The following is a 20,484-nucleotide window of genomic DNA, read 5'->3' on the forward strand; positions in this document are numbered from 1 at the left end:
CTCCGGCTCCGGCTTCGGCTTCGGCACCAGCCTCTACCATCACCGCAACTTCTCATGACGCCTCTGCTGCGACAACGGCGGCCGCCCCCCCGTCCGTCGCCACCCACGCAGGCGCCCCCAACACGGCCAACATAGCCCAGACCCACGCGACACCCGCTGCTGGCGCGTCCGGCGCAAACACACTGACGGCTTCAAACGACACCAGTGCGCCTTCAGATGCCGCCGGCGCAGCATCGAGTGTTGCGGGCTCGCCTGGGGACGTCACGCCGATATCCGCCCTCTCCCCGGCATCGATGCAAGCCGCGTCGAGCATGCCGGTAGCTGCTGGCTCGTCCCCATTGGGCACAGCAAGCGCAAGCGTTCCTGTCACCCCCTCTGCGTTGGGTTCCGAGACGGGCATCATCGCTGACGCGGGAGCCAGTGCGGGCGCCGGCCTCTCCGCCGGTGCAAGCACCAGCGTCGCAGGCGGCGCAGCCGCCGCTGCCGCAAGCACGGGCATCGCAGCAGGCGCCACGGGCACGGGCATCGCGGCGAGCGGTGTGCTGGCGCCATCCGAAGCCGTCGGCGCCCTCCCGGCCGCCACGCTGAGCGCCCCACCGGCCGCCAGCAACGTCGAATTCACGCTTCCAGGCACCACGCCCTCGACTGTGCAGAACCTCGCCCAGTCCCCAGGTTCACAATCCCTCGATTCACCGGGACTCGATTCGCCGAGACTCGATACGTCCGCCGCCACGGCCTCGGGCACGCTGGCATCCCCATCCGCCATGCCGGCCATGTCGACCTCGGGCAATACCGCCGCAAACACCGCAAGCACACTCAATGCGCCAAGCCTCGGCGGCTGGGCGCAAGGCGGCACCCTCCCGGACACCGCGCCATCGGCGTACAACGCGACCGCAGCGAGTCAGATCAGCGCGGATCCCGCGACAGCCAGCATGACCGGCGCGGGCTGGATGGCGGCAAGCGTAGTCGGCGCAGGCGTGGTCGGTGCAAGCGACATCAAGAACACCCATGTTGGCTCAAACGCCCGCAGCGCAACGACGCAGACGTCAGGCGCTAGCGGTGCGGCTACGCAAGAGGCCTCGCTCACGGCAGAGCGTCTCGCGCCTCATGCCTCGCGTCCCGCCGCCACTGGCGCTATTGGCGCTATTGGCGCTATCGGCGCTAGTGGCGCTAGTGGCGCTAGTGGCGCTGACATCATCGCCGCCGTTGCCACGACGGTTGCAGCGACGACGCCGATACGTTCGCGCGCCGACGATGATCGTGCCAATGCCTCGGACACGCCATCCCCCCCCTCGTTCGCACTGGACACGTCAGCAGCTCAACTCGGCACCGAGGCTGGCGCCCGCGGCCTGCGTCCGACTTCCCCACAACCGGAACAAGCCGCGCAAGCCGCGATGGCCTGGGCGGGGGCTCGCGATACCGCGTCAGCCCACGATGCGCACCGCGACGACGAATCCGCTGAAAGCAAGGCCCGCAACGAGCCAGTCAGCCGCCACGAACACAACGACAACGCGACACATCGCCGGCGCGTTGCGCCCGACGCCGCCTTGCTCTCGTCGCTTGCCGCCGGCGCCGGCGCCCTATTCAGTGCGACCGCCTCCGCGGCCGGCAGCGCGACGCATGCCGCATCAGCGGTCTCCGCCGCGCAAGGCGCATTGCCGTCCCGCGCGGACATGCCGGCCGTCGCGACGCAGGCCAGCGCCGCACAGGCCGGGCTGCACATGCCTGGCGCCGCGGCCGGCATCTCCGCCGACACCGCCGCTATCGTCGCGAGCCACACCGCCATGCCGGGCACGGATACGGTGCTGACCGGCGCGCCATCCCTGCCGGCTTCGGAGGCCGCACTGGCTGGCATGCCCTCTCTGCCTGGGTCGGACGCGGCACTGACTGGGGCATCATCCCTGCCAGGATCAGACGCAGTGCTGACCCGTATGCCGCCCCCCTCGAGTTCGGACATGGTGTTGGCGGGTACGCCATCCCTGCCAGGCAGCGCCCCCTCCCTCTCGGACGTCTCGGCACAAACCCCCGGATTCGTGCCGGCAGCCGGTACAACCTTGCCACAAGGTGCTGGCCTGCCTGGCATGCAAGCCGCCGACGGCCTGGGCATCCCCGATGCGACGACAAGCGCGAGCGCCGCAACGCCGACCATCACTTCGGGCACCAGCTCGACCGCCGCAGCCGCTTCCCCTGGCGAAACCGGCGCCGTCGCAGGACCGGGCTCAGCTTCCAGGGGCCTGGTCGGCGCAGAAGGCGCGACCGGTTCGAATGCGGGCGCTATCGCAGGTTCAGGCGCTGGCCCGATTGCGAGCAAGGTCGAATCACCCTCCGGTGCGGGCGCCAGTGCGTCCCCGGCCGGCTCTGCCCGACCCGCGCCCGGCGGTTCACCCGCGGCCAACGGCTCAACGGCGACGAACGGCTCAACGGCAACAGTCGGCGCGGCGTCGACAACCAGTGCAGTCACAAGCCCCACGGCTGGCAGCGCCCCCGCGACAGGCGCGACCCTGGCCGCGCCCCCGGCTACCGCCTCGGCCACCGCCGCGCCGAACGTTTCCACCGCCACATCCACGGCCCCTTCCTCCCCTTCAGCGGCGGGCGCTTCCGCCGCCCGCCCTGACTCCGTGCTCGGCAACACGACTGCGCGCGCCGCGGGCATGGCCGACAGCACGCCGGCCACCCGCGCCACCGACTTGTCCGCCGTCGGTGGCGCGGGGGCCTCCGCCGGCGCCACCACGGCCGCCAGCGGCGCCGGCGTCGCGGGCATCGGCGCGGTCGCGGCGGGCGGCGGCCTGGCGACTTTTGCGCAACAGGCCAGCGCCGCCTCTACCGCGCTGTCCAGCGCATCCACGTTCGCCGCAGGCGGCGTCAGCGCCAGCGTCAGCGCGGCCATCGTGCCGGTCATGACGCAGGCCTTGAACGCCAGCGGCGACCGCATGGCCGCCTTGGGTTCCGCCGTCGATACGCTGTTCACGCTGCCGGACGTCAAACAGGCCAACATCCCGTCGGTCGCTGGCGCCATCCTGAGCATGCCTGGCCTGTCGTCGTCCGCGGTGCCGAGCGTGATCGGCGCCATCCTGCAATCACCCACGCTCGCCACCGAGACGCTGCCCAAGGTGGCCGAGGTGTTGATGAAGATACCGGGCGTGGCGGATTCGCCGCTGCCGCAGATCGCCCGCGACGTGCTGGACACGATCGGCCTGGGCCCCGTGGCCCGCACGCAAGGCACGAACCTGCCGGGCGACACGCCCGCCCCCTCGGGTTCCGGCCGCGTGGTGCCTGGCGTGTCGACCTATCGGGCCCGCCAGGACGGCGCGCGCCTGCAATACGTGAACCTGGCTCAGGTGGCCGACCGCTGGAACGACGGCAGCGCATTGACCACCACGGAACGGCAATCGAACCGCCCGCGCATCCATGTGGAGTTCAACCGCCCCGGCCAGCACCGCTTTACCATCACCGTGAAAGCGGCTCCCGGCAACATCACCTACTCCAACCGCGAGCGCGGGCGGCGCGCGAGCTACCAGGAGCCGCACGCCAATCCCCGCAACTACGTCACGAACGCGGATGGCACCCGCATCGTGGACGACATCGCGCTACCCGCCGCGGGCCGCAACGTCTATCTGTTCGAGGTGCGCGACGAACGGGGCCAGTTGATCAAGACAGAACGCGTCGAGACGGCGCGCCGCCTGTACATCCAGGAAGTGATGTGCATGAGCGCGCATCCGGCCGGCCATCTGGCCGATGTGACCCCGGTCACGGCGGAATTCGCGCTGCATGGCATCGACATGATCCAGCTGCCGCGCCTGCAGTTCCGCGGCCGTTCGGCGGTCGATGCCGCGGACAATGTCGACGCCCAGCAAGCCATCATGGACGCGGTTCGACGCGTCTACGCCGGTTCGCCGGGCAAGCAACGCGAACCCTACACCCTGGTGGTTTGCCACGTCGACCGGTTGGCGGCGCCCGGCACAAGCGGCGACATGCGGCTGCCCGTGCCTGCGGGACCGGGCGGGCGCGTGATGACCGTGCCCATCGTCAACGACGACCGCAGTCTGGCCAGCCTCTGGTACGAATTCGACGCAAGCGACGATTGGCTGGTGCATGCGCGCTACATTTACACCGACGCGTCGGGCGTGGAACGCACCCTGCCGATTCCGCGCCACCTGATGACACCGGTGCGCGAAAGCTCCGGCGCCGTCTTTTCGGTGACCGTGGACCTGACGCAGCTATCGGCCACCCCGTTGCGCGGCGTGCTGAACATTCAGTTCAACACCGTGGCCGCCAGCTATGCCGGCCTGGCCATCACGGGCACCAACCTGCTGTTCGTCTCGACACTGGATCCCTACGAACCCAACTCCCAGGCCTACTTGACGGAGACGCTTGCCCACGAAATGGGCCATTTGCTGGGGATGGTGCCCAGTGGTCCGGACTGGCCCGGCCTGCGCAACGAAGACCCATCCGCGGATGACTCGAAGCTGGATCCTCCGCAGTTCTTCTACTACAACATGGGCGGCCATTGCCATTTCGGCCTGCCCGACCAGAATGGCGAGTACGACCAGGAAATCGGGCAGTGCGTGATGTACGGCATCACCTGCGCGAACATCCATTTCTGCCCGAACTGCAGCAAGGCCGTGCGCAAGGTCGACTGCTCCGAAGGCTGGACGTCGTTCTGAGGCGACCGCCTCGCAGCCGACAACCGCCAACGATGACCGCCGCCGACCACCATCTTTCGCAAATTCCGATTCCGACATGCCGATCATGACTACCGACTGGATTGAACCCGCCACCTTCGCCTCGGTGCCCGCGCACTCGCAGAAGGAGCATGCCTGCATGCCGCCCCTGCAGGGCTACGATGCGCAGATGCGCATCGCCGCGCCCTCGCGCGTGAAGATCCGCGACGGCAATGCCCTGACGATCCCGGTATGCGCGCGCGGCATCCTGCCCGTGGTCGATAATCCGCAACTGCCGCGCTTCGTGGCGGTCAATACCCGCACCGGCAAGGTCTATCGCGGCGTCGCATTCAACTACAAGCGCCCCACGCTGCCTAATGTGTCGGTCGACCCGAGCGAAGGGGCGCCGCCGCCCAAGCTGGCCTTGCCGCCGGGCATGACGGTCGAGACACGCTTCACCACCGACATGGCCGGTGTGCTGCATCTGCCGGCCACGCCAGCGACCTATGAGGTCTATATCGAAGCCGAAGACGTGAAGTCCAATACGGTGACCATCGAGGTCGAGGCCGGACAGAAGTAAGGACCGGGAAACGCCTGGGGCGGCCATGATCAAAGGCCGCCCTGCCGGTGGCAAAAAACAACGGCGCCCCCCTTGAGCGCCGCCCGGAAACCAGCACCACGCCGCCGCTCAAGGCCGCGCGGGCGTCATCTGCTGCATGTTCTGCTCGGTACGCGCAGCCTGGGCCTCGACCCTTTCCGCGCTGCGCATGTCTTTCGCCCGCTGTTCCATTTCCGCCTTGGCGTCGGTCTTGGCGAACACGTCCTTGTCGCGCACGCGGAAATACATCGTGGTGCTGGCCAGCAAATGGTCGGGCCAGCTGCTCAACATGGCGTCATGCACCAGCCAGTCGAACAAGGTCATGACCGTGGGAGGCAACTGCGTCTTGCCGTCGCGCGCATCGCGCCAGGCGGCCAACAGGCGCTTCTGGATTTGCCGCTCGGCCTTCTTGTCGGCGAACGGGTCTGGTGTTTTTTGAGGCGTGCCGCCACGGCGCTTGATCAGTTCGTTGCGCATGTTCTCGCGGTCGCGCATGTCCTTATCCATCTGTTCCATCGCACGCAGCACTTGCGGGTTATTGCGCTCCAAATCCGCGCGCCGCTGTTCGGTATCGGCATCCTGCTGCTCAGCCTTTTCCAGATTCTTGTACTCCTCTTCAAGGCGCTCCCATAGCGGCTTGAACCGTTGCGGCGGCAATTCGCCGCGGCTTGCGGAGGCGCGATCCCAGCGCTCGTTCTTAAGCGCCTCAAGCTCGCGCAAGCGCGCCGTATTCTCGGGCTTTTTCTGTTGCTCAGGGGACAAGGCGGTAACGCGCCGCAGTTCTTCATGGAACTCTTGGTCAGGCGTGTAGAAGTCGCGATCCTTGATCCAGGCTTCAGCCGGGTCCGAAAGCTCGGCGCGGAATGCCGCGTCCTGATAGCGCACGGCCAGCCAGCGCAGGAAAGTCTCCATGTGCGGAAGGAAGTCGATGCCAGGCTCGTACTTCACGACCCCGCGATATGCGTTCACGAGCTCCAGGATCTTGTGCCGATTGCTGCCATCCACGATCGGCTCCGACAAGGAGAACTGCAGGTAGGTATCAGGCTTCAGATCGGCAAGCCGTTCCAGGCTGTGAAATGCCGCGCCATGCGACAAGGCCTGGTTCATCATGTCGCGCAACGGTACGCGCGACAGCTCAACGCGCGAATTCAACGACCCGGGAGGGCTGACGCCCGTGACGTCGCCGCTGGAGCCCGGATAGAGGTACTGCAGGCCCCGCGTCTTTTCCAGGCTGTCCATGCGCTGATTGCGGCGCAATTCATGCGCCGCCGCAAAATGCACGCACATCTGCACAGCGGCCGGCACGGTCAGCGTCCGATCCTTGTGCGTCTGCTTGATGAGGTCGGTAATGGGCAGAAAACCCAGGAAGGTGTTCTCGTCCATGATGGACGCGACAGAGTCCAGCAATCCCATGAATCGGATATGGATATCAGCATCAGGCTTGTTCTTGGTGATGTCGCCGCGCACCGCCAAGTCCACATCGTGACGCCGGCGGTACTTCTTGACCAGATCATTGACAAACTGGCGCGCGACCACGCCGCCCCGGTCCGCCCCGAATACGGTGATCTCGATGCGCCGCACATTCTGGCCTTCGCTTACCGCGTCGTAGGCGGCCTTGAACTGCCGCAATGCGGAATCGACTCGCACGTCGACCCCCGTCCCCAACAGATAAGCCACCGTTTCCTGATCGCGGATGACCGGCACCGTCTCCATCATGGTCGATTTGACGGCTTCCTTGCCGGCCGTCCACGCTACCTTCAGCGGGTTCTTCTTGAAGGCGGCCCAGAATCCGCGGATGGTTGCCTTCGCGCGATTGAGCAGGCGTTCGGGGTCCCAGGCGTTCCAAATGCGGACAGCCTTCTCCGGCAAGGTCTGCACGTCCTTGACAACGTCCTTGTATGCCTTGACCATCGGCTGATAAGACGATTCCCGGATCGACTTCTTCACGGCGGCAGAGACGCGGCCTGAGACATTGTGGTTCGGAATCTCGTCCGTGCGCAGCACATTGCCGACGTTGCTCGACACCGCCTTCTGCGCGTTGCTCGCCAGCTTCATGCCGGCCTTCGCGGCCGCATAAATCATGTCGTCATTCTCGGCATCGGCATTCAGGTCCGTACCCAGACCCGAATAGTAGAACCGGAACCAGTGGTGCTTTTCGGGACGGCCGGGATCGCTCTGGACGTAATGCGCTTCCCAGAGCCGGCAAATGTTCGAATAGTAGGTCGGATGCTTCGCATCCTCATCGCGGTTGCGGCCGAATCCGTCGAAAAAGAATCCCATCCGCAGGACGGCGCCACATTCATTGCAGTCGTCCTTGGGGTACGCCGCCTCGTTCTGCGCCATGGCTTTCAGCACGGATGCCGGCGTCCGGTTCTCCTGCGGCAGATCGCTGGATTGCACATCAGACATTCTTATCTCCCGGCGGCGTCCCCGTGGCCTTTATCTGCTCCAGCGTCGCGACCGGCAAGGCCGCGACCGCCCTGCCAAAGTCACCAGGCGCGCGCCCCGGCTTCTCCAGAATCGCCTTCACCTGCGGATCAGAGTCGAAGTTCGACGCCACCGTGAAATACAGCAGCATGTACTGGCGCAAGTCCTGCTTGTCTTCAATGCGGTACTTCTTCCACGCGGACTGCAACACCTTGGCCGTGACACGCAGCAGTTCAGCATCGCTGCGGTAGTCGCCAAGCGAGGCGCGATGATCGCGCCACAGCCAATCCACGGTATCCACGATAGGGATTCGCGTCTGGCCCAGCAACTTTCGGCTCAACGCCAGCTCCATATGCTCATCCGGATAGATGTGGAGCTCCAGATACAGCGGACCGTCTCCGGGCGGAATTTCGGCCGCGGGGAAGTCGATGGCGCCTTTCCGGTCGAAATAGAGCGAGTCGGCCTTGCCGTCGTGCAAATGCTTGCGCAGCAGCTCCCCATCGACGCCACGCCAATCGACCGTGAACGCCGTGCCCTTGAGCGTGAAGCAGCAGGTGACCGAGCCTTCTCCCCCACCGGGGCTGACCTGCATCGTGGAGGCAACGCCGTCGCCCTTGTCCTTGACGCTGATCGACCGGATATTCCACGGCGTGTAGTTGTAGGCAATGAAACTGACCCCTTGGTAGACCGGTTCGCTGTTGCAACCCGCCAACATGCCTAGCCACAACAACGCGGCAATCAGTCCCTTACGCATCTTTCACTCCCCGTATTTCCAGGTGCAGCGCCTGCACGTCGTCCCACACGGCATCCGGCACGCCCGCCAACGCCTTGGCCAGTCCGCCTTCGGCGTCGGGCCGATAGCCGCGCAACCCTTCTCGAATCAAAGGGTGCTCATCAAAGCGCGGCGAGATCGACACCCCCCACGCCACATAATCGAACATGTCTTTATCGCCCGCCACCCCATGCGCGCGCGCGCGTTCCACCTGCGCCTCGACACGCGGCACCAGCGCGTCCTGGTCGGGATTGCCTGGCAGCAAGCCGGGATACAGACGGCGCAGTTGCACCGCGAGCTTGTCCGGGTAGTCCAGATCGAACAGCCTCTGATGCTGTTCGGGCGTGAATCGTTCGATGCCTTCTGGCCTGTCGGCGGGCAGCCTCCCGGTGCCGGCCAGTTCGGCCCCGGCCCCGTCTCGCAACGCATAGCGCAACGTGATCACGGGCGCGGCGAAACGCGCCCGCTGCTCGGCGGTCCACACCTGCAAGGCGCGCGCCAGAATGCGGCTGTCGTACCAGTGCAGGAAGAACTCGCTGGCATCAGGCAAGGCGTAGTCGCAGAAGCGGCCGAAGTGCGCGATGAGCTTTTCCAGGGGCACGGCGGAAGCGAAACTCATCATCGCATAGCGGCCGCTCGTCCGTTCGTGCAGCGCCTCCAGCACGCGCACCAGCACGGTATTGAAATTCTCATAACGCGGCCCGCGCAGGACTCCTTGCGAGGCGCCGTCCACCTCGATCAGCAACGGCGCCACGTCACCGTAGATGTCCAGGCCCGTTTGCGCCCAGACCGAACCGAAGCTCAAGTCTTCGGTGGCGGTGATCCGCGCGAGCAAGTCGGGATGCCCGCGGAAATCCACGATCACATAAGCCCGTGGGGCCTCGCCGTACGGACCTCGGTGTTGCGGCAGCTCGGCAAACGTGGAAAGCAGGGCCTCCTGCCAGGAATAAGCCATAACCATCGCCCTTACGCCTTATCGGTGATGGACTGCACGCTCTCCTGGGCGTCCAGCACGCAACTCTTGCAGACCGTGAACTGCGGGAACGGATATGGCATCTGCGTCGGTCCCGCGAATTGCTTGTTGCCGGTCTTGACGTCGATGCGGCCTGGCGCCGTGACGGTGATGTTGCCGCCTTCGATCACGATGCTGGCGCCCGCCGCGTTGGCAATGCGGATGCGCTTGGGCGAGGCGTATTCGATGCCGGCGTTGGCGCTGACCATGCGCAGGTCCTGCTGCGCCTGCATGGTCAGCACGTCGTGCTGCGAGATCACGTCGACTTCGCCGGTGCCGGCGATCAGATCCAGACCCGACTCCGCGCCGCCTTTCTGCACGCCGGCCACAATGCCCAGCGCCTGGCCGGTATGCACGCGCAAGGAACCGATGACGGCCAGGTTGTGGTCCTGGCCCGATGACCAATGCACCAACTCTCCCGCGGTGACTTGCACATTGCGCCCCGCCGCCTGCGTGAAGCCCGCGCGCCCCGCCATCAGCACCAGCGGATCGGTCAGGTGCGGCACTTTGCCGTCGACCACTTCCGTGTGCTTGGCCGAGGCGTCGCCCGCCGCGCCGCCCACCGCGTCGCCGGCCACCGTGCCGGAGACGGCGTGCGTCATGGCGGCAAGCGGTGCGCGCTCTCCGTCCAGCCGGCTCGCGCCCGCGGAAGTCGTACCGCGCGCCGAGGCCAGCCGCACGCCCTGGTGCGCGCCGACCACGCCGTCGAAGGACTGCGCCATGATGTCGGCCTGCCCTGCCAGCGCCAACGGCGCCGCCGCGTCGCCCGCGGGCTCGCTGGCGCCGGCCGTATAGGTAGAGAGCAGCACGCCGCCGCCGCCGCGCAATGCGCCGAATCCGTCCGTGCGCAGCTCCGCGCCCACGCCGCGCACGTTGCCGCGATAGTTGCCGCTCTGGTGGATCAGATGGCCCAGGTTCAGCTCGCTGGCGGACTGCGTGGACTTGATCTGCATGCGCAGTTGGCCGTCGCTGTCGTCGAACACGATCTGGTTGTAGCCGTCGCCGCCGAACTCCTTGCTTTTGAAGCCGCTTAGCGCTGCCGCGTTGCGGTGCTGCTCGTCGCCGCCTGCCGCGCCATGCCAGGCCGGTGCATTGCCGCTGGCCAGGTTGGCCTGCGCGCTCGGCTTGCCGTCGCGGGCAGCGGCGAACACCTCGGTGTTCATCGCCTCGCCGGACTTGCCGCCGGGGGTGGCCGGAATGCCGCCTTCGCCGCGCCCGTTGTAGAGCGCGCCCACGACAAGCGGCTGGTCGATGTCCTCGTCCAGAAACCGCACCAGCACTTCCTGGCCGATGCGCGGCACGAAACTCATGCCCATGCCCGCGCCCGCCTGGCGTTGGGCCACACGCGCCCACCGGCTCTTCGCCACGCCATCGCCGTCGGCCTGCCAGTGAAAGCGCACGCGCACGTCGCCGCGCGCGTTGCGGTAGATCTCGTCTTCGCCGCTGGCCTCGGTCGCGCCCTCGGCATTGGTCACGATCGCCGTGTGCACGCCCACCGCGGACGGCGCTCCGGCGATCCGTGCGCCCCGCGCCGCGGCCGGCAAGGCGCGCCAGGGCCGGTCGCAGCGCACGGCGCGAAAGCGATTGGCATACCCGACCTCGCGCGCCCGCGCCAGTACCGCTGCGTCGGGCCGCCCCACGCCGATCGGCCCATCGTCGTGTTCACATCCGTTTTCGTCGCCGGCGTCGCGCGCCTCGTCGTCGTCAAAACACAGGAAGTCGTCCAGCGACCCCAGCCGGGCCGCCATGCTGGCATCGGCTTGGCCGGGCAGGTTGTTGACGCCGGCGTGTTCCAGGCGGTCCAGCGCAAAGACCGGCTCGAAGCCCGACTCCCCCGCCGGCCCCAGCGGCGACATCTCTTGCAGCGTGAAACGCGTTCCCGACCGGAACGAACGCACGTTGCCACGCCCCAGGAACGTCTCGGCGCTGGCCTGCACGGCTTGCATGAGCAACGTCGCCTGGAACTGCGCGTGCGCCTGATTCAGCAGGCCGCCGTGGCCCAGGGGTTCGAACCATTCCAACCCCGCGCCATCATCGCCGGACGCGTCGGCGGGGCCGGCCAGCGCCTCGCCCGTAATGGCGTGCTTGCCGCTGTCGTGCCAGGCCAGCACCGTCACACGCTCCACCCCCCTGCGGCGCCTGCGCGCCAGGGCCTGCACCCCATCGCGGGATTCCGTCGCATGCGCGCGCTGAAATCGCACGCCGGCGCCGGCAGACTCGGGGTCTTCGGCCAGGCTGCGGCTGTCGGCAAAGATCAGCACGGCATGGCGCGCGGGCGCGGCGTCGTCTTCCACCGTGGTCCAGCCCAGGCCCGATTCCGCAAGCAGGCGGGACAGGAAGGCGTAGTCCGTCTCGCGATACTGGGTGGTGTACGAGCGGGCGGGCAGATCGGCCAGATGGTGCTCGACCTCGGCCGATACCTTGTACGTATAGCCCTCGTAGCCATCCAGCACGTGACGCACGATCTCCAGCACAGGCTGGCCCTCGTAGATCCGGCTGTCGCGCCGTTGCGTGGCCAACCACAGCCACGGCGCCAGCGTCACGCGATAACGCGCCATGCCGGCGTTGCCGCCCAGCATTTCGGCGGCGCGCACGACGCCGCTGCGGCCGGTCTCGCTGCCGTCGGCGCGTGTCGTCCACAACGTGGCCGGGCGCGACACCATGTCGTTCAGGTCCAGCGCGGCGTCATCAGCCAGCGCCACCACGCGCATTTCGCCGAGCTCGGACAGGCCTTCACGCGCCACCCATCCCTCGACCTGCAGGGACGACAACGCGCCCTCGCCGTCCAGCCGGTAGAGACGGGACTGGGCGCTGAAACTGCCGTTGCTTGCGTTCACAGCCATGGAGCAAAAACCTCTTGGGGGACGTGGGCGACACCGGCCCGATTCGGACGGTGGAGACTCAGGGTTCGACGTTGGCCTGCGGGGTCGGGCATTCGGTCGCGGTGCCCCACTGGCCCGCGCAGACCCGCAAACGGCACTGCTCGCCTTCGATGAAGCTGAGCTTGCGGCATTCCTTCAAACGCTCCGCCAGAGGCGAGCCCGGCATCTCGCGCATGAAGACGCCGTCGGACTTGTAAACGCGCGTGCCGGGCGGCGATGCCGGGGGCAGCCCGTAGTTCATCAGCGCCGACAATAGCGCGGCATCGGTATCCGACGGTTTTGCGGTCTTGCGCGGCGGCGTGCTGGCCGGCTTGGCCGCACGGGGCGCGCTTGCCTGCTGCGCACGCTGTTCCGCGGCCTGGCGCGTGGGGCCGGCTGCGGGGGCAGGCGCGGGCGCAGCGGCCGCGGCCGGCGGCGTCATCGCCAGCACGGATAGCGGATTGGTCGGCACGCCCTGCGGCTCGGGGTCGCCCCGGCCTACCCCCGCGTCCCGGGCGGGCGGTGCTTCATCGATGATGGCGGCCACCGCGGGGGGCTTATCCATGGGCCTGAGCGCAAGTTCGGCCGCTGGCGCGGGCGGGCTTGCCATCGAAGCTTGCGGCAACGAAGCCATCGCGCTGGGCGCGGCAGCGACGGCAGGGGACGGCGCCTGCGCCACCACCGGCTCGGCCCCGTCTTCATGGATGATCCAGCTGATGCCGCCGGCCAACAGCGCCAGCAGCAACGCCAACGCCACCCAACGCCCTGCACGGGTGTTGCGCGGCGTCGCAAGATGTTTGACCTCGGCTTCCGGTTCGCGTCCTTCAAGCGCAGCAAGGATTCGCGACGACTCGGCCTCGCCGCGCGCGGGCGTGGAGGCGCTGAGCAAACTCGGCGCGGTCATCGTAGGGCGAGCGTCTTCTTTGTCTTCTGCCATGCGGGTTCCCGTGTCAGCAGGAGGCGTGTGCAGCCCCCCTGTAACCAAGCTCGACGAGAATACCCGATAGGCCTATTTCGATCATTGCTCCTTGTTACGATTCCTAAGGGTCGGACGCTGTTTGCAACGCCGGATCGCTTGCCTCATGCGCGAATAAAACAAAAGATTACGCCTTCACATGAGGGACCTAACTTGCTGCTACTGCTGCCCCTGTATTTTTTACTGGCGGTGGGCGTTTCCGCTCTCCTGTTTTTTCCGGCTCTGCGCCAAGGCGCGGTCCGGAGTTTTCGCGCGTGCGTACAGGGCGTGGCAAGGGGCGCGACGCGTAGCGCGACGCATGCGGGAGGTGCCGTGGGCGGCACCGCAGGCGCCGTCCGAGAAGGCATGAGCGCGTCGCTGGATTGGTTCGGAAGGTATCGGTGGCAGGTCTCGGTCGGGCTGACAGTTGTGTTGCTTCCGTCACTTTTTGCTTTCCTCATGCGACACAATCACACATTCGTTTACAGCACCCAAACGGCCGGTCCCGACCGCCGGATCCAGGCGTTGCTGGAGGGTGAAAGACTGGCTCCGCCGGCCGCGCTGCCCCCGGAAGCGTTCACCACGCGCGAGGTTGAACTGGTGCGTCCGAAGCTGGGTGGCGCAAGCCGGAACTGGGACCTGTTCGACGCCGATTTCCGTCAGCGGCTGCTGTTGGCTTACCGCATCATGCGCGAGCAGCACGGCTACGAAATGGCGCTCATCGAGGGCTACCGCAGCCCCGAGCGGCAGGAGGAGCTGGCCGGCATGGGCACGCATGTGACGAACGCCGGCGCCTTCCAGAGCTATCACCAATATGGCCTGGCGGCCGACAGCGCGTTCTATCGCGACGGCAAGATCGTCATCTCCGAAAAGGACCCGTGGGCCATGCGCGGCTATGAACTGTTTGGCGAGACCGCGGAACTGGTTGGCCTGACGTGGGGCGGCCGCTGGAAGATGATGGACTTCGGCCATGTGGAGCTGCGCCGCCCCGGCGTGATGCAGCGTGCGCGGGAGGCCGCGAAATAATGGCGCGCGTGCTGAAAAAGGGGCTGTTGATCCTGGCGTTGTTCGCCGCCGTGTGGCTGGCCGTCATCATCTGGTGGCAAGAATCGCGCACGTTGCCCACGGGGGTGGACATCGGGCTCTATCTATTCGCGTTGCCGCTGGCTTTGCTGGCGGCGCTGTGGCTGGGCGTGCGCGCCGTGCGAGCCGCCCGCGCGCCCAAGCCCGAACCGGCGGCCGAACCTCAGGCGCAGACGCCAGCCGCGCCGCGCCCTGCCGAATTGCGCGTGGTCGCCACCGCCGCGCGTGCGGCGGCCGGCGTCGATGCCGCCGCCATCGGGCAGGCAATGGCCGAACAGAAGCGGCCCGAACTGGATGCCGAACTCAAGACGCCCCAGGGCTTTCCCATCTTCGCCGGGCGCGTACCGGGCCTGAACGACCTGGAGCTGTATGCGGCAGCCCACGAACGCGGCGCGCCGCCGGAGGCCTTGGCAACGGCCGCGCTGCGCGTCACGACGCTATTGACGGATATTGCGCGCACCCTCACTGGCGACGCCCACCGGCGCGTCACCGAACTGGACGTGCCCGCGCGCGACGACGACTGGCCTTTGCTGCGCTTCGAGGTGCTGCTATCGGCCGACTGGCCGGAAGCGGCGCGCGAGCGCGCGCGCGCCGAAATCCTGGCCTCCGCCGGGGTCTGGCCCGATGCCCGCGTCAGCGTCGCCGAGCACCTGGCGCGCAACGCCATGGCTGGCGACCACCTGTTGCGCGAGCTGGCATCCGCACCGCCGGATGCCCCCGCGCAGCCGGTGTGGCGCATCGTGCTGGCGGGCGACGGCTACATCGACCCCGAACAGGTTGCGCTCTGGGATGGCCTTGCCACGCTGCTTACCCACGCCAATCCGCAGGGCCGCGTGCCGGGTGAGGCCGCAGCCGGCCTGCTGCTTGGCCCCGCGAATGCCGACGCCGACTTGCGCGTGGCCCTGTCTCCGGTATGGCATCGACAGAAGTCCGCCGACGCCCGTGGCGCGCTGGCCGAGCCGCCCCTGGCCGATCTGGCGCGCGAGCTGCTGCAACGCGCGAACGTCGCCCCGGAACAGGTCGCGCACGTCATCAGCGACGCCGATCATCGCGGCAGCCGTCCGCTTGAACCGCTGAACGTCGCGTCCCAACTGTTTACCCATCTGGACACCAGCAAGGACTGCCTGGCGGTCGGCGCCGCCTGTGGCCACACCGGCGTGGCCGCGTCGCTGCTGACCCTGGCCGTGGCCGGCGAAACCTGCGTGCAGCTGGAACAGCCCGTACTGACCCTAACCCTGCAAGACCCCGCATTGCGCTGCGCGGCGCTGGTCACCCGACCCGCTGCCGGCGCTACCGCCTGACCCCAAAAACAACAGCGAAAACCATGCGTAGCCCATCAGGATTGTTTTCTCGATTTTCCAGCGCCATGAGCGACTTGCGCTACTGGAGCGCTCGAGTGTTCGCCAACCCACGCACCTTCATGGTGATCGGACTGATCGCGTTGATCGTGTTCCTGTTCCTGTTCGCCGACACGATGCAGATCGCCATGACCTGGGCTGGCGCGTTGCTGGGGGTCCTGCTGTTGCTGTGGCTCTGCGTGTGGCTGTGGCGCCGGCGCCGCACCCGCCGCGCCAACCAGAAACTGGGCGACATGCTGGAACAACAAGTGCAGACCGGCGCCGCGGCCAGCCCCGCCGCCAACCGCAACGAGGTCGACGCGCTGCGAACGCGTCTGACGCAGGCGGTGCGCACCATCAAGACGTCCAAGATCGGTCAGACTTCGGGCAACGAAGCGCTGTACGAGCTGCCCTGGTACATCGTCATCGGCAACCCCGCCGCCGGCAAGAGCAGTGCCGTGATCAATTCGGGGCTGCAATTCCCGTTCGCCGACAAGAACGGCGCGGCCGTGCGCGGCGTGGGCGGCACCCGCAACTGCGACTGGTTCTTCACGACCGAGGGCATCCTGCTGGACACGGCAGGCCGCTATTCGGTCCATGAGGAAGACCGCAACGAGTGGATGGGGTTTCTGGATCTGCTCAAGCGCCATCGCCCCAAGGCGCCGATCAACGGCATCATCGTGGCGGCCAGCATCAGCGAGCTGACGGATTCCGGCCCCGAGTTCGCCATCAACCTGGCCAAGAACCTGCGCCAGCGCGTGCAGGAGCTGACTGACAGGCTGGAGGTCTTTGCACCGGTCTATGTGATCTTCACCAAGGCCGACCTGATCGCCGGCTTCTCCGAGTTCTTTGCCGACGCCGACGCGCGCGAGCGCGACCGCGTCTGGGGCGCGACGCTGCCCTACGGCGCCGACGAAAGCCGCGACGTGCTGACGCTGTTCGACGAGCGCTTCGACGAACTGTATGAAGGGCTCAAGGAAATGGGCACGGCGCAGATCTCGCTGCGGCGCAGCGGCGCCCTGCCCCCTGGCCTGCTGACCTTCCCGCTGGAATTCGCGGGCATCAAGCCGGCGCTGCGCACCTTCCTGTCGACGTTGTTCGAGACCAACCCGTTCCAGTACAAGCCCGTCTTCCGCGGCTTCTACTTCACCAGCGCGCTGCAGGAAGGCGCCTCGCGCAGCACCTCCACCGAAAAACTCGCCGAGCGCTTCACCCTGCGCCCGGCCGCGCGCGAAGCTGCCCGCAGCGTGACGTCACACAACGGCTTCTTCCTGCGCGACCTGTTTTCAAGCGTGATCTTCGCCGACAAGAAGCTGGTGCGCCAGCACGCCAGTCCGAACAAGGTCCGCATGCGCTACCTGACGTTCTTCGGCTTGGTGCTTGCGCTGGGCCTGGTGCTGGGGGGCTGGAGCTGGTCGTACCTGGGCAACCGGCAGTTGGCGACCAACGTGCAGGCGGACCTGGACAAGGTGGTGCGCCTGCAGAGCGAACGCACCGACCTGCAAAGCCGCCTCGAAGCGATGGAGATCCTGCAGGACCGCATTGAGCAGCTGGATCGCTATTCCTCGAGCCGGCCGCTGTCGCTGGGCCTGGGCCTGTACCAGGGCGACGTGCTCAAGGACCGCCTGCTGGCCGAGTACTACAACGGCCTGCGCCAGTTCATGCTGGTGCCCGTCAAGGCCAGCCTGGAGGACTACCTGGGCCGCGTCGACGTGTCGCAGGCGGCGGCCGCCGGCACGCGTCCCGCGGCGCCGTCGCCCCAGGCGCAGCCCGTGCGCGCCAACGCTGGCGACACGCTGTTCCAGGACGCCTCGCCCACCAACGTCGACGACGCCTACAACGCGCTGAAGACGTACCTGATGATGGCCAATCGCGAACACGTGGACCCCACCCACCTGTCCGACCAGATCACCCGCTTCTGGCGCGGCTGGCTTGAGACCAACCGCGGCGCCATGCCGCGCGACCAGCTGATCCGCAGCGCGGAGCGGCTGATTTCGTTCTACGTGGCGCGCGCGGCCGATGCCGATTGGCCGCAGATCGACACCAACCTGGCGATGGTCGAACGCACGCGCGGCAACCTGCGCAGCGTGATGCAAGGCATGCCGGCGCGTGAACGCGCGTACGCCACGTTGAAGGCGCGCGCGGCCACGCGCTTCCCCGCCATGACGGTGGCGCGCATCATGGGCGAAGCCGACGCCGCCGTGGTGGCCGGCAGCTACGCCGTGCCCGGCACCTTCACCCGCGAGGCCTGGGAGCAATACATCGAGCCCGCCATCGGCGAAGCCGCGCGCCGCGAAGTGCAGACCAGCGACTGGGTGCTGGGCGTGAACGCGCGCGACGATCTGACGCTGGAAGGCAGCCCGGAGCAGATCCAGAAGAGCCTGGCCACGATGTACAAGACCGAATACGCGCAGGAATGGCAGAAGATGCTGCGCGGGGTCACCATCAAACCGTTCACGAGCTTCGACCAGGCGGTCCAGGGCATGAACCGGCTGGGCGACCCGCAGAATTCGCCGTTGGTGAAGCTGATCAATACGACGTACGAACAGACGTCCTGGGACAACCCCTCGTTGATCAACACCGGTATTTCGCAGGCGCAGACGGGTGTCGTCGCCTGGTTCAAGCGGGTGATCCTGCGCCAGGGCCAGCCCAAGCCCACCGAGGTGGCGCCGGGCGGAGAACAGATCCCGATGGGGCCGGTGGGCCGCGAGTTCTCCGACGTAGCCCGTCTGGTGGTCACGCGCGACAACCAGTCGCTGCTGGGCAACTACATGAATGCCCTGTCCAAGATCCGCACACGCTTCAACCTGATCAACAACCAGGGCGACCCGGGTCCGGGCGCGCTGCTGCTGATGCGGCAGACGCTGGAAGGCAAGGATTCGGAGCTGGCCGATGCCCTCAAGCTGGTCGACGAACAAATGCTGGCCGGCCTGACGCCGGCGCAACGCGAGACCCTGCGTCCGCTGCTGGTCCGCCCGTTGATCCAGGGTTACGCCGTGGCCATGCAGCCGGCACAGACCGAGCTGAACAAGGTCTGGAACGCGCAGGTCTACCAGCCCTTCACGCAAACCTTGGCCGACAAGTACCCGTTCTCCACCAAGGCTGGCGTCGAAGCCAGCGGCGAAGAGATCGGACAGGTGTTCGGCCCGCAAGGCAGCATCGCCAAGTACGTCAACGACACGCTGGGCCCGCTGACGGTGCGCCGCGGCGACATCCTGACCGCGCGCACCTGGGGCGACATGGGCATCGACCTGCAACCGTCCTTCACCGCCAACTTCGCGCAGTGGGTGGCTCCGCTGGCGGGCGGCGCCGCAGGATCGGCCGCGGCCAGTCAGCCGCAAACGCTGTTCCAGATCCAGCCCAAGCCTGCAAGCGGCGTGACCGAATACACGATCGAGATCGACGGCCAGCAGCTGCGCTATCGCAACACGCCGCCGCAATGGGTGAACTTCGTCTGGCCCAACGCCCAAGGCGCACCCGGCGCGCGCATCACGGCCACCGCGTTTGACGGCACCGTCGTCGAGATCGTCAACGAGCCGGGCCGCTTCGGCCTGGAGCGCCTGATCTCCGGGTCGCAACGCAAGCCGAATCCGGACGGCAGCTTCGAGATGAGCTGGAGCAAGTCCAACATCACCGTGCCGGTCAAGCTTCGCATCATCAGCAACGCGCAAGCGGCCAGCGCCGGCGGCACCGAGCCGGGCAGCCAAGGCCTGCGCAACCTGCGCCTTCCCGCATCGGTGGCGGGCGCCTCCCCTCAACCTTCCGTCGCCCCGACGCCTGCCGGAGCGCAGCAATGAGCAACCCGCAGTCTCCCATGTTCCGTACGGCCTACTTCGGCAAGATCCCGTCCCGTGGCGACTTCGTCAAGAACACCTCGCACCCCCAGCTGATGGCGACGCTGGACGCGTGGGTAGCCAACACCATGGAGGTCCTGGCCCAGGATCCCCACTGGAAGACCCTCTACGACGAAGCACAGCCCGTACCGTTTGCCGTGCTGGGCTCGCGCGGCAAGCTGGCCATCGCCGGCCATCTGCAGCCCAGCCGCGACCAGTCCGGGCGGCGCTTCCCGTTCATCAGCGCGACGTCCGTCGAAGTCGCCCGCCCGCTGGATTTCATCGCGCGCAGCCCGCTGGCCTTCAGCCGCATGTGGAACCGCATGGGCACCGCCGCCGCGCAACTGATGCGCGAGGGCGATCCCGGCCCGGCCCTGCAGACGCTGAACGATCTGGAAGGCGAGATCCGTACCGCCGCCGATGACGGCTTCGACGCCTTCATCGACTTGCAGACGATCGAACGCGTCGAGGCGATGCTGCGCGGCAACGGCCACGCCGCCAGCATGCACGACATTGTGCTGGCGCTGGGCATCCTGCTTGCGCCGGTGATGTCCAGCGGTTCGTCGCAGCTGGACACCGGCCTGGCGCTGCCGTTGCCGGACGATCCGCTCTACATCAATCTGGTCGCCACCTACTGGATGACGCTGATCGCGCCATTCCTCACGCGCGCGGATTTCGAGATCGCCATGTTCATCGGGCAGATCGCGGGCAAGCACCGGCTGGTGGTGGGTTTTCGGGGCGCGTCCCCGCAGACGCTGGCCACCTTGCTGTCCACGCCGCAGACCTTGTCGCAGCACTACATCGTGCTGGAAGACGCCCCCTGGGTGCGCGACCACGTCAGCGCCAGCCACGGCCTGGCCAAGCTGTCGAGCTATCTGGATCAACCGCGGCTCTCCCTGCGCCAGGCGCTGGAGACGTTCCGCGAAGTCTTCATCGGAGCCTAGG

At 67.2% G+C, this 20,484-nt stretch carries 11 protein-coding genes; 6 read left to right on the forward strand and 5 right to left on the reverse strand.

The genetic code is table 11. The features are described 5' to 3' along the window. The first annotated feature begins 2,618 nt into the window (after nucleotides 1-2,618). Together ACO6D5_RS05960 and ACO6D5_RS05965 are read left to right on the forward strand one after the other, a co-directional pair. Complete coding sequence (locus ACO6D5_RS05960; protein WP_485824873.1) at nucleotides 2,619-4,664, forward strand: zinc metalloprotease; 2,046 nt, start codon at nucleotides 2,619-2,621, stop codon at nucleotides 4,662-4,664. Between the two features lie 76 nt (nucleotides 4,665-4,740). Continuing rightward, nucleotides 4,741-5,241 carry a hypothetical protein gene (locus ACO6D5_RS05965; protein WP_485824874.1) on the forward strand — a complete coding sequence of 167 codons (501 nt, stop codon included), beginning with the start codon at nucleotides 4,741-4,743 and terminating at the stop codon, nucleotides 5,239-5,241. Between the two features lie 108 nt (nucleotides 5,242-5,349). Here ACO6D5_RS05965 and ACO6D5_RS05970 read toward each other — a convergent pair whose 3' ends face one another. From ACO6D5_RS05970 to ACO6D5_RS05990, 5 genes are read right to left on the reverse strand one after another with little or no spacing between them, the layout of a single operon-like run. Continuing rightward, nucleotides 5,350-7,668 carry a DUF2235 domain-containing protein gene (locus ACO6D5_RS05970; RefSeq protein WP_485824875.1) on the reverse strand — a complete coding sequence of 773 codons (2,319 nt, stop codon included), beginning with the start codon at nucleotides 7,666-7,668 and terminating at the stop codon, nucleotides 5,350-5,352. Continuing rightward, nucleotides 7,661-8,440 (reverse strand): hypothetical protein, encoded by a 780-nt coding sequence (locus ACO6D5_RS05975; protein ID WP_315844676.1) that lies wholly within the window; start codon nucleotides 8,438-8,440, stop codon nucleotides 7,661-7,663. Before ACO6D5_RS05975 ends, ACO6D5_RS05970 begins: the two co-directional genes overlap by 8 nt. After that, nucleotides 8,433-9,413: a DUF4123 domain-containing protein gene (locus ACO6D5_RS05980; protein ID WP_485824876.1), complete on the reverse strand. Its 981-nt coding sequence runs from the start codon at nucleotides 9,411-9,413 to the stop codon at nucleotides 8,433-8,435. Before ACO6D5_RS05980 ends, ACO6D5_RS05975 begins: the two co-directional genes overlap by 8 nt. A gap of 11 nt (nucleotides 9,414-9,424) precedes the next feature. Next, nucleotides 9,425-12,313 (reverse strand): type VI secretion system Vgr family protein, encoded by a 2,889-nt coding sequence (locus tag ACO6D5_RS05985; RefSeq protein WP_485824877.1) that lies wholly within the window; start codon nucleotides 12,311-12,313, stop codon nucleotides 9,425-9,427. Between the two features lie 58 nt (nucleotides 12,314-12,371). Further along, entirely contained in the window at nucleotides 12,372-13,268 is an 897-nt protein-coding gene (locus ACO6D5_RS05990; protein WP_315844673.1) for a hypothetical protein, read from the reverse strand. Between the two features lie 192 nt (nucleotides 13,269-13,460). Between ACO6D5_RS05990 and ACO6D5_RS05995 the strand changes: the two genes are divergently transcribed. The 4 genes from ACO6D5_RS05995 to tagF all read left to right on the forward strand — a co-directional run bounded on the left by ACO6D5_RS05995 (nucleotide 13,461) and on the right by tagF (nucleotide 20,483). Further along, the gene (locus ACO6D5_RS05995; protein WP_485824878.1) at nucleotides 13,461-14,312 is read left to right on the forward strand and encodes a M15 family metallopeptidase; all 852 of its coding nucleotides are present in this window, start codon (nucleotides 13,461-13,463) and stop codon (nucleotides 14,310-14,312) included. Continuing rightward, complete coding sequence (locus ACO6D5_RS06000) at nucleotides 14,312-15,670, forward strand: hypothetical protein (protein WP_485824879.1); 1,359 nt, start codon at nucleotides 14,312-14,314, stop codon at nucleotides 15,668-15,670. Before ACO6D5_RS05995 ends, ACO6D5_RS06000 begins: the two co-directional genes overlap by 1 nt. A gap of 65 nt (nucleotides 15,671-15,735) precedes the next feature. After that, nucleotides 15,736-19,503: a type VI secretion system membrane subunit TssM gene (gene tssM, locus ACO6D5_RS06005; protein WP_485824880.1), complete on the forward strand. Its 3,768-nt coding sequence runs from the start codon at nucleotides 15,736-15,738 to the stop codon at nucleotides 19,501-19,503. Next, nucleotides 19,500-20,483, forward strand: a complete 984-nt coding sequence (gene tagF / locus ACO6D5_RS06010; protein WP_315844669.1) for a type VI secretion system-associated protein TagF — start codon at nucleotides 19,500-19,502, stop codon at nucleotides 20,481-20,483. The genes tssM and tagF overlap by 4 nt, the downstream gene beginning before the upstream one ends. Nucleotide 20,484: the final 1 nt, after the last annotated feature.

The sequence above is a fragment of the Achromobacter sp. genome, from assembly GCF_057314935.1.